Below are 12,762 nucleotides of genomic sequence, written 5' to 3'. Positions count from 1 at the left end.
GCGCATTCAGTCTTTGAGTTTCTTGCACTCCGTCATCGTTTTTTCAAAAGGTAGCCATGTCCACCACTCCAGCAGAGAACTCCAGCGTCGCGTCGGAAGAACAGTACGGCGCCTCCTCCATCCAGATTCTGGAAGGACTGGAAGCCGTACGCAAACGTCCTGGCATGTACATCGGCGACACCTCCGACGGCACGGGCCTGCACCATCTGGTATTCGAAGTGCTGGATAATTCCATCGACGAATCGCTGGCCGGACATTGCACCGAAATCAACGTCACCATCCACGTCGATAACTCGATTTCCGTCACCGACAACGGCCGCGGCATTCCGACCGGCCTGAAGATGGACGACAAGCACGACCCCAAGCGCAGCGCCGCTGAAATCGTCATGACCGAACTGCACGCTGGCGGCAAGTTCGATCAGAACTCCTACAAAGTCTCCGGCGGTTTGCACGGCGTCGGCGTTTCCTGCGTCAACGGCCTGTCCAAACTGCTCAAGCTGACGATTCGTCGCGACGGCAAAATGTACGCCATGGATTTCGTGCGCGGCATACCGCAAGACCGTCAGATCGTGATGCTCGACGGCATCGCCACCTCGCCCATCAAAGAACTCGGCGCAACCGACAAGCGCGGCACTGAAGTTCACTTCTGGGCCGATGAAGAAATTTTCACACACGTCGAATTCCACTACGAGATTCTGGCCAAGCGCATCCGCGAACTGTCCTTCCTCAATAACGGCGTGCGCATCAAACTGTCCGACCATCGCACCGGCAAGGAAGAAAATTTCGCGTTCGAAGGCGGCACCCGTGGTTTCGTCGAATACATCAACAAGAACAAGAGTGTCCTCAACCCGACCATCTTCCAGGCCACCGGCGAAAAAATGTCGGAGCACGGCACCAACATCAGCGTCGACGTCTCCATGCAATGGAACGACGCCTACAACGAACAAGTGCTCTGCTTCACCAACAATATTCCTCAGCGCGACGGCGGCACCCATCTCACCGGCCTGCGCGCCGCGATGACCCGCGTCATCAACAAGTACATTGAAGAACACGAGTTCGCCAAAAAAGCCAAAGTCGAAATCTCCGGCGACGACATGCGCGAAGGCCTCACCTGCGTGCTGTCCGTCAAAGTGCCCGAGCCGAAATTCAGCTCGCAAACCAAGGACAAGCTGGTCTCCTCCGAAGTGCGCGGACCGGTCGAAGAGATCGTCGCCAAGACGCTTACCGACTTCCTGCAAGAAAAACCGAACGACGCCAAAATCATCTGCGGCAAAATCGTCGAAGCCGCCCGCGCCCGCGAAGCTGCGCGCAAAGCGCGCGACCTCACGCGCCGCAAAGGCATCATGGACGGCCTCGGCCTCTCCGCCAAGCTGGCCGACTGCCAGGAAAAAGACCCGGCGCTGTGCGAACTCTACATCGTCGAGGGTGACTCCGCTGGCGGCTCCGCCAAGCAAGGTCGCGACCGTAAATTCCAGGCCATCCTCCCGTTGCGCGGCAAAGTGCTCAACGTCGAAAAAGCCCGCTTCGAAAAAATGCTCTCGTCCGAGCAAATCACCACGCTCATCGCCACACTCGGCACCAGCATCGGCCCCGATGAATTCAACATCGACAAACTGCGCTACCACCGCATCATCATCATGACCGATGCCGACGTCGATGGCGCCCACATCCGCACCCTGCTGCTGACGCTGTTCTACCGTCAAATGCCGTTGCTGGTCGAACGCGGCCACATCTACATCGCCCAACCGCCGCTGTACAAAGTCAAAGCTGGCAAGGACGAGCGCTACCTCAAAGACGATGTCGAAGAAGCGCAGTACATGATGCAAATCGCGCTCAACGACGCTGCCCTGATCCCTTCGGAAAACGCACCCGCCATCAGCGGCGACGCGCTGGCCGAACTGGTTCGTCAGTACAACACTGCCAACGCCATCATCATGCGTCTCACCCGCGCCATCGACAGCGCCGCACTGACCGCCATCATGACCGGCGTCACCTTGCAACTCGACAGCGAAGAAGCCGCCACCGAATCCGCCAGGAACATGACCGCCGCCATCGGCGACCCGGCAGTCGAAGTCGTCATCAGCACCGACGAACTGACCGACAAGCACTCCCTGCGCATACAGCGGCTCCTGCACGGCAACATCAAAATCAGCACCATCGACGCCGACTTCGCCGCCAGTCCCGACTACCTCGTGCTGTCTTCCGCCGCTGCTACCTTCAAGGGCCTGATCGCACCGGGCGCCATGATTCGCCGCGGTACAGGCGACAAAATCAAGGAATCCGCCATCAGCGATTTCCACCAAGCCATGGCCTGGCTGCGCGACGAAGCCGAACGCGGCGTCAGCAAACAGCGCTACAAAGGACTGGGCGAAATGAACCCGGAACAACTGTGGGAAACCACCATGGACCCAACCGTGCGCCGCTTGCTGAAAGTGCAGATCGAAGACGCCATTGCTGCGGATCAGATTTTCATGACCCTGATGGGCGACGACGTGGAACCGCGCCGTGCGTTTATTGAGTTGAATGCCTTGAGGGCGGGGAATATTGACGTCTGATGAGTTAGAGTCTGTTGACACTACTCACTAACGAAACCTCAACAGACTCTGGAATTTCATCAAGGGCAAGAGGCATTGAAAGGCCGTGCAATGCAGCCCTTCAATGCCTCTCTATATGCCACAGTTATCTCAAGCCTCTTCATAAGCAGACAATGCCTGCTCCCTCCTAGTTTGCTGATTCCAACGCCAGCATGGCAAACGTCGCCAGCCAGTGTTCACCGGCATATTCGCCGCTGACAACATGGGGTAGACCCGCCTCAATATGACGGTGCGCCGCCGCAAGCAATGTGGACGTGACCGGTGCGCTTTCCGGCAAATGTCGGGCGATCTTTTTCATGCACCAGGCGCGGCTCAAATTCAAACCATTCAAATGGGCAATCTTGGGGTCGCTATGATCGCTGACCTCGGCCGGGTTCATCAGTCTGTCGATGTCAGCTAACGCCGGCAAATACTGGGCAAACCAGTCGATGAAGACCTCCGCATCAAGCACATCGGCCATCAGCAGGGCTTCAGTCAACGCAGCCGACAGGAACTCGTCGCCGCCCGGTTCGTAATGCGCTGGATAATTGCTGTCGCCCGTGAAGTAACGGAGGGCGGCGTTGACCACGGCGTTTTCCAGTTCCGTGTCACCGCGATGGCGAGCAAAATCGAGTATCAACTTTAAGGCAAACGCACTGTTGTAATGGGTACCGACGCGAATGGCATAGCTGAGTTTGGCGAAATAACTGAACACGCGCGCGCGTATTTCCGCGACCAAAGGCTCCATGCTTGCCAGCCAGATTTTCGCCTTTGGGTGCTGCCACGTTTCCAGTTCCTGCGCCAGCGCCATGATCCACGCCCAGCCGTAAGGGCGTTCAAAAGGAGCGCGTCCCGGTGCCTGAAAATACGCCAGCTCCTGGTGCATATTGGCCGTAGTAAAGTGTTCGTCGAACAGCGTTGCAATTTCATCTTGCTGTTCCAGCAGCGGATAAAGACGGGCGCAACGGACCAACAGCCAGTAGCCGTGTACCGCTGAATGCCAGTCGTAGCAACCGTAGAACACCGGGTGCAGGGTACGCGGCGACAAGATATCCTGCGGGTCGTTCAAGACGTGCATGATGTGATTCGGATATTCGTGGCGCAAAGAGCGCAGAGGCAAGCGAACGAAGGCCGAAACCTGATCAAGAGTGAGCTGCATGGAATCTCCCTAACGGAATATGATGAAATACATCAACACAATATTGGCGGCCAATAGCGTCAATGCAGTGGGAATCTGGACCTTGATGACCAGGTATTTATCCTTCAGCTCCAACAGCGCCGCCGGCACGATGTTGAAGTTGGCGGCCATGGGCGTCATCAAAGTTCCGCAATAGCCGGCCAACATGCCCATCGTTACCAGCGGTGCAGGATCGGCATGCTGGCCGACAATCAAAAAGGGCAAGGCGATACCCGCGGTCATGACAGGAAAAGCAGCGAAGGCATTGCCCATGATCATCGCGAACAAGGCCATGCCGACGCAGTAAATCACAACCAGCATGAGGCGGCTGTCTGGATTGATAAACAGGCTGACCACATCCTGCACCGATTTGCCCGTGTGCGCGGCAACGAACACACCACCCAACATCGCCAGCATTTGCGGCAAGACAGCGGCCCAGCCGATGGCATCGAGCAGCCGACGCGATTCACGCACTGCATGCAGCGGCGTGCCACCGGTGAGTTTCCAACCAGTCAGAATCGCGCAGATACACCCAACGCACAGAGCGGCCAGCGTTAGTTGTTTCTGGTCGAGCAGATAGACCCCGCCGATGGACACGCCTTTGAGAAAAACCGTGCACAGCACAGTGACAATCGGTATCAGCAGGGCTGGCAAGAATATCCAGTTGCCAATCCGATTGGCGGATGCCTGGCGCATTTCGGCGCTGCGTTGTTTATACGAGCCGATGGACAGCAAACCGCCGCCGGCGATCAGCGACATCAGTATCACCATCGCGCCGATGATGCGATAGGCCAGCGGCTTTCCTAGTGAAGAAACCAGCAAATCGCTGAACAGGAATACCGAACCAAACAAAAACCAGAATAGTGCCGTGGTCAGGCGTTTCGGATTTCCTTTATCACGCAAGGTCATGCCAACCAGCAGCATGAGAATAACGCCGATCAGATAGTAGATTTCATTAAGGGTAAGCAGGGTGCTCATGCGCTTGCTCCTTGCGCATTCGATTTTTTCCAGGCAGTGACATCGCGATCAATACGGGCATCTAAGCGCACCAGGCGGAACATGTGAATGATGAGGGCCGCGATAGCGGTAGGGATAGCCCACAGCCCGAGATGCAAGGGTTCGATATTGGTGATGCCGTTTTCCTTGAGGAAGGCATCCATCAGTAGCACCGCGCCGAAGGCAATGAAAATGTCTTCACCAAAGAACACGGCGATGTTGTCGCACGCAGCAGAATGCGCGCGCAACTTGTCGCGAATGTGCCGCGGCAATTCACCGTAGCGCGCTGTTGCAGCACCTTCCACCATCGGTGAAAGCAGTGGCCGCACCGTTTGCGCATGACCGCCGATGTAGGTTAATCCAAGCGCGCCCAATCCCTGACGCAAAATAAAATACAACATCAGAATACGTGCGGAAGTGGCGCCAGCCATGCTGGAAATCCAGTCTTTCGCACGCTCTTTCAGACCATAACTTTCGAGCAGGCCGATTATCGGCAGGATCAGCACATAGACCGCCAGGGAACGGCTATTAATAAATTTTTCGCCAAATAATTCCAGCAAAGTCCCGACATCCATACCCACTGACAGGCCGGTTGCCAGACCTGCCACGGTCACAACCAGCAGGGGGTTAAATTTAAACGCAAAGCCAGCAACCACTATCGGGATGCCGATGAGTGGCAATAAATCTATAACGGTCATTGCGATCTCCTGGTCTGGAGGCGGTCGTTGCGCCGCCCCGAGTCCGTTAACTACTTGGTGGACTTGCATAACTTGCGCGGAGCAAGGGAAGAGAGGTGTCGACTTTCATTGCCCGTGGAGTGTTCAGGCGTTGGTGTAGTTCGCGATCGAGTGAAATAAACGAAGGACGCGTAGTGTATTGCGAATGCGATATTTCGGGAGAAAAATGATGCGGTCTTTTGTATCAAAAAGGCCAGGCAGCAGGCCCTTATGGAACTCGTTACGGTATACGCACACGGTATTCAGTGTAGTGGTTGCCCCCTCGCCCCACTCACCACCTGATCCAGGCCATACTTCTTCAGCTTCACATACAAGGTACTTTTCGCAATTCCCAAATGTCGGGCAACGAGAGTAAGGTTGCCGTGATCGGACTCAAGTACTTCGCGTATCGATTTCAACTCCGCATCTTCCAGCGTTCCGGCAGCAGCCGATGAACCCGCCGTAACAATCGGTGTGCCAGAAGGTATCACTATTCCGGCTATTCCAGCCATTCCGATTTCCGGCGGCAACTCGCTCAAGCCTAGCGTCTCTCCGACCGTCGTCAGAAACATGCTCTCGATCACATTGCGCAGTTCGCGCACATTGCCTGGCCATGCATGGAGTTTCAATGCGGCGATCACTTCCGGCGCAATGCGCTTGGCACCCAGCGCGTATTTTGCCGCGAATTTTTGCAGGAAGTGTTCGACGAGCGGTGCAATATCGATTGCCCGCTCACGCAGCGGGGGAATAGTGATGCTGGTCACCGACACCCGATAAAAAAGATCCATGCGGAAGCGACCTTCTGCCACTTCCTCGCGCAAACTGCGGTTGGTGGCCGTGATGAGTTTGAATGCAATCTTGCGCGGCGTAGTTTCGCCGATGCGATAAATTTCGCCCTCTTCAAGCACGCGCAAAAAATGCGGTTGCAGCTCCAGCGGCATTTCGCCAATTTCGTCCAGAAACAAAGTGCCGCCGTTCGCTGCCTCAACCTTGCCGATCATGCCGCCGCGACGCGAACCAGTGAACGCACCCTCGCAGTGCCCAAACAGTTCACCAGCAAGCAAATCTTTGGACAGACCGCCACAGTTCAGCGTTACGAAGGGTCGTTCTTCCGTGTGTCCTGAGCGGTGAATACCTTGCGCAAAGTTTTCTTTTCCAACGCCGGTTTCGCCAAGCAGCAAAACAGGGACATTGGTTCGTGCCAGTAGCTTGGCCTTCTGCACCGCTTGAGCCAGCACAGTGCTATTGCCGACGATTCCCGCGAAGCCTTTGATGTCCGAGGTCATGGCGACTTTCGCGCTGCGTTCCTTGCGTGAAAAACCGGAAGTATTGGCGTACTGCGGCATGCGCGGAATCGTCAGTAGTGTGCCGATGCGCTCACCCGCCTCAATGATCGGCTCTATCCAATCGGCACTGAGCCATTCGGGTGCGCAGATGCTAGTGGGCGAGGCGAATGTGCCCGTGCGGAGAGTTGGAATCAGCGTCTTGATTTTCAGATCGTAATCAATACCACGCTCCAACAGGGCTGTGGCAGCCTGTTCGTTGGCCTTGATCGGATAACCGCGACGATCGCAAATAATCACGCCGTCGGTCCCCGTCGTGATTTTCGCCATGCCTCGTTCCAGCAAGTGATAGCGCACATCCATCTCTAACTGCGCCAATTGACTCTCGATACGGCTGGCTGTAGTGACTGCCAGAGCCAGACTATGCGGGTTGAATGTCTGACCTAATCCCGATACATCGACGGCTCCCAGAATCGCGCCATCATAAGGATCGCGAATCACCGTGGCGGAGCAGGTCCATTGTTTGACGCCGGCACAAAAATGTTCTGACGCGTGAATCTGCACCGGTTGACCAATCGATAGCGCCGTGCCGATCGCATTGGTACCGCACACGCCTTCATTCCAGTTGCTACCGGTAATGAGATGAATGGATTCTGCCGAGGCCAGCGCGCGGTAGTCGCCTTCCACGCCCAGGATCATCCCGTTCGGATCGGTCAGAATCATGATGGTGCCGGTCTCTGCCAGAAAATCTCTGGCCATGGCCATTACCTGTTTTCCGGCGCTCAGTAATTCCCGGTGTTGGTGTTGCAAGGATGTGAGGATGTCTTCGTTGACAGGAGCAGGTGCTTGTCGGCGCGTTGGGTCGACCTGCACATCGAGGCAGCGCCGCCAGGAATCGTCGATCAGACAACGCAGCGCATTCGCATGTGGCGCATGGCCGCTGACAAAGCCTTCCCACGCCGCCATGATCTTCTGGTCGTTGCGTGGATTGGAGTGCCGTTGATCTGGCGGGTTAAGCATCATGTTGTCTCCTACTGGGTGTGCATTCTATTTTTGTGGTGAGTCATCGCTTCCCCTGGCGGACCGATTTTTACTATACACCTCAATACGCTGACGGGCCGCTCCATTGAGGTATCCCTTGATGTATGCAGGCATATCGAACCGCGTCCGGGCTTCCAATCCAGCGTTCGATTTCCGGTCGCATTGAGTCAGAGCGGCCGGAAAACAGACGCTCGCAACAATGCCGGACAGTGCCTGATTCGATGTTCTCGCTATCTGATCTTCATAGCAAAAAGAACCCGGAAAAATCAGCCTATGACGCATTGGCATAGTCCTTGCGCTTAGTGGCTTACCGGCATGCGATTCATACGCACGGTGGGCAGCCAAAGGCGCTCAATGAAGCTGAAGTGAAGCTGATTTGAGACTGAATGGCTGACTTTCAAAAAGCAACATACCTACTAAGGAGACACACATGCACACTCCACATTCGCCCGTTCAGGTGATGGGCATCGATGCCGGTGGCACGATGACCGACACCTTTTTCGTCAGGGAGGACGGCGCTTTCGTTGTCGGTAAAGCGCAGAGCAATCCCGGTGACGAGTCGCAGGCTATCTACGAATCATCGATCGATGCGCTGCTCGAATGGAACCGTCAAGTAGACGACGTTTTTCCTGAGCTGCTGACCTGCGTCTATTCCGGCACGGCGATGTTGAACCGCGTCGTTCAGCGCAAGGGTCTGGACGTGGGCCTGATGTGCAATCGCGGTTTTGAAGATATTCATTCCATGGGTCGCGCCGCGCAGAGTTATCTCGGTTATGCGCTGGAAGAACGCATCCATCTGAACTGCCATCGCTACGAAGAACCACTGGTACCGCTGTCGCGTACGCGTGGCGTTACCGAACGTACCGATGTGCAGGGGCAAGTCGTCATTCCGTTGCGCGAAGAAGAAGTCCGCGTCGCCACCCGCGAACTGGTTGCCCGTGGATCGAAGGCCATCGTGATCAGCTTGTTGCAGTCACACAAGAACGATAAAAGCGAACTGCGCGCCCGCGATATCTGCCGCGAAGAATTGACGGCAATGGGGCTGACTATTCCTGTATTTGCCACGGTCGATTACTACCCCTCACGCAAAGAAACGCATCGCACCAACACCACCATCCTCGAAGCCTATGCCGCCGAACCTTCGCGTGAAACGCTGAAAAAAGTCAGTGACCGTTTCAAGAAGCACGGCGCAAAGTTTGATTTGCGCGTGATGGCAACACACGGCGGCACCATCGGTTGGAAAGCCAAGGAACTGGCGCGCACCATCGTCTCCGGCCCTATCGGCGGGGTGATAGGCTCGAAATTTCTCGGCGAAAAACTGGGTTACGACAACATCGCCTGTAGTGATATCGGCGGCACCAGTTTCGATATGGCGATTATTACGAAGGGCAATTTCGCGATTCAATCTGATCCCGATATGGCGCGTCTGTTGCTGTCTTTGCCGCTGGTGGCAATGGATTCCGTGGGTGCCGGTGCCGGCAGCTTCATCCGCATTGATCCGTACAGCAAGGCCATCAAGCTCGGGCCGGACAGCGCAGGCTATCGCGTCGGCATGTGTTGGGCTGATAGCGGACTGGACACCGTGTCGGTCTCCGATTGCCACGTCGTGCTCGGTTATCTGAATCCGGATAATTTCCTCGGTGGCGCGATCAAGCTCGACGTCAACCGCGCGCGCAAATATCTGAAAGAGCAGATTGCCGATCCGCTAGGCCTGACCGTTGAAGATGCCGCCGCAGGCGTGATCGAACTGCTGGATTTGAATTTGCGCGAATACATGCGCTCCACCATTAGCGCCAAGGGTTACAACCCGGCCGACTTCGTTTGCTTCTCATATGGCGGCGCTGGCCCGGTGCATACCTACGGTTACACCGAAGGTCTGAATTTCAAAGATGTCGTTGTTCCCGCTTGGGCAGCCGGTTTCTCTGCCTTCGGTTGCGCTTGCGCTGAATATGAATACCGTTACGACAAGAGCGTCGATCTTGGCGTTGGCCCGAAAGCCAGCGATGCAGAAAAAATTGCCGCCTGCAAAACACTGACCGAAGCCTGGGGTGATCTGGCTGAAAAGGTCATCGAAGAATTCATCATCAATGGCTTCAAACCGGAAGACGTCTTGCTGAGTCCTGGCTACCGCATGCAGTTCATGGGGCAGCTCAATGATCTGGAAATTAATTCGCCGGTCACGAATGCGTCGACGCTGGAGGATTGGGATCAGTTGGTGCGCGCGTTTGAAGATCGTTATGCGCGGGTGTACGCGAGTTCGGCCAGTTCGCCGGAACTCGGCTTCGGTGTGACCGGCGCCATCATGCGCGGCAGCGTCATCTCTTCCAAACCGGAACTGCCTGAAGAGCCGGACGCAGGGCCAATTCCGCCACCGGAAGCCTTGATTGGCAGCCGTCCTTTCTATCGGCATAAAGCATGGCAGGACGCCAAAATCTGGTCGATGGAAGCATTGAAGGCAGGCAATCGCGTGGTGGGTCCGGCGATTGTTGAATCGCCTTCCACCACCTTCATCGTGCCGCTGGGCTTTGAAACCTACTGCGACACCCATCGCTTATTTCATTTGAAAGAAATTAAAGAAGGAGCCAAGTCATGAATACGATGTCGAGAAAAGAAATGGGATTTCCCGATTTGCTGGGCAACGGCAAAACCCTCAAGGAACACCGCGACGAGGTATTGGAGCGGACCAAGCAAACCGGCTTCTACAACGGACTGGAGACATTGGAGTTCAAGGAATCCGATCCGATCACTTACGAAAAAATGTTTTCCAGAATTCGCGGCGGTCTGGTGCATGCCCGCGAAACTGCGAAAAAAATTGCCGCATCGCCTATCGTCGAGCAAGAAGGGGAGCTGTGCTTCACGCTGTATAACGCCGCCGGCGACTGCCTGCTCACATCGACCGGGATTATCATTCACGTCGGCACCATGGGCGCAGCCATCAAGTACATGATCGAGAACGCCTGGGAAAACAATCCCGGCATTAATCCCGGCGACATGTTTACCAACAACGATTGTTCCATCGGCAATGTGCATCCTTGCGATATCGCCACCATCGTGCCGATTTTCTGGGAAGGCAAGTTAGTCGGTTGGGTCGGCGGTGTTACGCATGTGATCGACCTTGGCGCAATGACGCCCGGTTCGATGTCCACCGGGCAGGTATCGCGTTTCGGTGACGGCATGCAAGTCACTTGCCGCAAGACCGGGATCAACGATACGCCGCTGCGCGACTGGTTGCATGAGAGCCAGCGTAATGTGCGCACTACCAAATACTGGATTCTGGACGAACGCACTCGCATTGCCGGTTGCCATATGGTGCGCACGCTCGTCGAGGAAGTGCTGGCGGCGGAAGGCATTGAGAGCTACACCAAGTTCGCGCACGAAATTATCGAAGAGGGGCGGCGCGGCCTGCAGGCGCGGCTCAAAGCGATGACCGTGCCGGGCGTGTATCGCCGCGTTGCTTTTGTCGATATTCCTTATGCGCATGACGATGTGCATCTCGCTTCCGAATTCGGCAAGATGAACACCATCATGCACGCACCTTGCGAAATGACGATCCGTCCTGATGCCACCTGGCGGCTTAATTTCGAGGGGGCAAGTCGCTGGGGTTGGCATAGCTTCAATGCTAATCAAGTGGCCTTTACCAGCGGCATTTGGGTGATGCTCACGCAAACGCTGGTTCCCACTGCGCGCATCAATGATGGCGCGTATTACGCCACCGAATTCAAACTGCCGAAAGGCACCTGGATGAATCCGGATGACCGTCGCACGGCGCATTCTTATGCATGGCATTTCCTTGTGTCGGGCTGGAGCGCGATCTGGCGCGGCATGAGTCAGTCTTACTTTGCCCGCGGTTATCTGGAAGAAGTGAATGCCGGTAACGCCAACACTTCTAACTGGTTGCAAGGCGGCGGTATCAATCAGGATGGTGAGGCGCATGCGGTCAATAGTTTCGAACCGGCGGCTTGCGGCACCGGTGCTTGCGCGGTGAAGGATGGGCTCAACCATGCGGCTGCGGTGTGGAACCCTGAAGGCGATATGGGCGATATCGAAATTTGGGAAATGGCTGAGCCGCTGCTCTATCTCGGACGCAATGTGAAGACGAACTCCGGCGGCTACGGCAAGTATCGCGGCGGTTGCGGTTTCGAAACGCTGCGCATGGTGTGGAAGGCCGAAGACTGGAGCATGTATTTCATGGGCAATGGTTACATGAATAGCGATTGGGGTCTGATGGGCGGTTATCCGTCTGCTACCGGTTATCGCTTTGAAGCGCACAAGACCGATCTGGAAGCACGCATCAGAGAGAATCTGTCGCTGCCTCTGGGGGCCGATCGTAATCCTGAAACGGCCGGATACGAGCAGCACATCAGTTCGACGGCGGAGGTCAAGCGTGATCAGCAATGCACCACGACCGAAGCCATTTTTGAAAACCACGATTTATATCTGAACTATATTCGCGGCGGCCCCGGTTTCGGTGATCCACTCGACCGCGATTGCGCATCGATTGAAACGGATCTCAATTCTCGCTTCGTGTTGCCCGAGTTTGCGCAAAAGGTCTACGGCGTTGTTATCAAGCTGGATGCGAATCAGGAGTGGAAGGTTAATGTGGCGGAGACGACCAAGCGTCGCAAGGAAATTCGTAAAGAACGTATTGCCAGAGCCAAGCCGACGCGTGAATGGATGAAAGAGGAGCGTGAACGCATTGTCACCAAGCAGGCTTCGGTGCAGGTGCGGCATATGTTTTCCACCAGCTTCGATCTCAGCGCCAAATTCAAAAATGAGTTCAAGGCTTTTTGGGATCTGCCTGCAGATTGGGAATTGCCGGAATCCGAGTTGGGCGTTCCGTCTTTCGGTTCCAAGTACCGGATGGATCTGTCGAAGTTGCCGGATGTTCGTACGGTGGTTCTGGTCGAAGAGTGATTTCAGGTCGGGGTTGCTTCCGCGAAGCGGGATGCACCCCGACCACCCCATATAGAGGAGAT

The 12,762-nt window shown here is 55.7% G+C and carries 7 protein-coding genes; 3 read left to right on the top strand and 4 right to left on the bottom strand.

What is annotated here, in order from left to right; genetic code table 11:
• The first annotated feature begins 56 nt into the window (after positions 1-56).
• Complete coding sequence (gene gyrB / locus RGU70_RS02660) at positions 57-2,555, top strand: DNA topoisomerase (ATP-hydrolyzing) subunit B (RefSeq protein ID WP_322207869.1); 2,499 nt, start codon at positions 57-59, stop codon at positions 2,553-2,555.
• Between the two features lie 166 nt (positions 2,556-2,721).
• Here the strand turns inward: gyrB and RGU70_RS02655 are convergent, their stop codons facing one another.
• The 4 genes from RGU70_RS02655 to RGU70_RS02640 form a co-directional block, all read right to left on the bottom strand.
• A complete protein-coding gene (locus tag RGU70_RS02655) occupies positions 2,722-3,732 on the bottom strand; it encodes a DUF2891 domain-containing protein (protein WP_322207868.1) in 1,011 nt (336 codons plus the stop codon).
• 9 nt (positions 3,733-3,741) lie between these two features.
• A complete protein-coding gene (locus RGU70_RS02650) occupies positions 3,742-4,728 on the bottom strand; it encodes a DUF979 domain-containing protein (RefSeq protein ID WP_322207867.1) in 987 nt (328 codons plus the stop codon).
• Positions 4,725-5,444: a DUF969 domain-containing protein gene (locus RGU70_RS02645; RefSeq protein WP_322207866.1), complete on the bottom strand. Its 720-nt coding sequence runs from the start codon at positions 5,442-5,444 to the stop codon at positions 4,725-4,727. The genes RGU70_RS02650 and RGU70_RS02645 overlap by 4 nt, the downstream gene beginning before the upstream one ends.
• Before the next feature lie 281 nt (positions 5,445-5,725).
• Positions 5,726-7,768 (bottom strand): sigma-54-dependent Fis family transcriptional regulator, encoded by a 2,043-nt coding sequence (locus tag RGU70_RS02640; protein WP_322207865.1) that lies wholly within the window; start codon positions 7,766-7,768, stop codon positions 5,726-5,728.
• Between the two features lie 448 nt (positions 7,769-8,216).
• Between RGU70_RS02640 and RGU70_RS02635 the strand changes: the two genes are divergently transcribed.
• Together RGU70_RS02635 and RGU70_RS02630 are read left to right on the top strand one after the other, a co-directional pair.
• A complete protein-coding gene (locus tag RGU70_RS02635) occupies positions 8,217-10,379 on the top strand; it encodes a hydantoinase/oxoprolinase family protein (RefSeq protein WP_322207864.1) in 2,163 nt (720 codons plus the stop codon).
• Positions 10,376-12,700 (top strand): hydantoinase B/oxoprolinase family protein, encoded by a 2,325-nt coding sequence (locus RGU70_RS02630; RefSeq protein WP_322207863.1) that lies wholly within the window; start codon positions 10,376-10,378, stop codon positions 12,698-12,700. The genes RGU70_RS02635 and RGU70_RS02630 overlap by 4 nt, the downstream gene beginning before the upstream one ends.
• The last annotated feature ends 62 nt before the right edge of the window (positions 12,701-12,762 follow it).

Origin of the sequence: Herbaspirillum sp. RTI4 (assembly GCF_034313965.1) — a bacterium.
In the GTDB taxonomy this organism is placed as follows: domain Bacteria; phylum Pseudomonadota; class Gammaproteobacteria; order Burkholderiales; family Burkholderiaceae_D; genus Herbaspirillum.
The sequence above is the reverse complement of the archived record's forward strand: the minus strand, read 5'-3'. Positions and strand labels throughout refer to the sequence as shown.

Excerpts from the sequence above, each read along its gene's own strand:
- gyrB (WP_322207869.1), top strand. The coding sequence starts at position 57 with ATGTCCACCACTCCAGCAGAGAACTCCAGCGTCGCGTCGGAAGAACAG.
- RGU70_RS02655 (WP_322207868.1), bottom strand. The coding sequence starts at position 3,732 with ATGCAGCTCACTCTTGATCAGGTTTCGGCCTTCGTTCGCTTGCCTCTG.
- RGU70_RS02650 (WP_322207867.1), bottom strand. The coding sequence starts at position 4,728 with ATGAGCACCCTGCTTACCCTTAATGAAATCTACTATCTGATCGGCGTT.
- RGU70_RS02645 (WP_322207866.1), bottom strand. The coding sequence starts at position 5,444 with ATGACCGTTATAGATTTATTGCCACTCATCGGCATCCCGATAGTGGTT.
- RGU70_RS02640 (WP_322207865.1), bottom strand. The coding sequence starts at position 7,768 with ATGATGCTTAACCCGCCAGATCAACGGCACTCCAATCCACGCAACGAC.
- RGU70_RS02635 (WP_322207864.1), top strand. The coding sequence starts at position 8,217 with ATGCACACTCCACATTCGCCCGTTCAGGTGATGGGCATCGATGCCGGT.
- RGU70_RS02630 (WP_322207863.1), top strand. The coding sequence starts at position 10,376 with ATGAATACGATGTCGAGAAAAGAAATGGGATTTCCCGATTTGCTGGGC.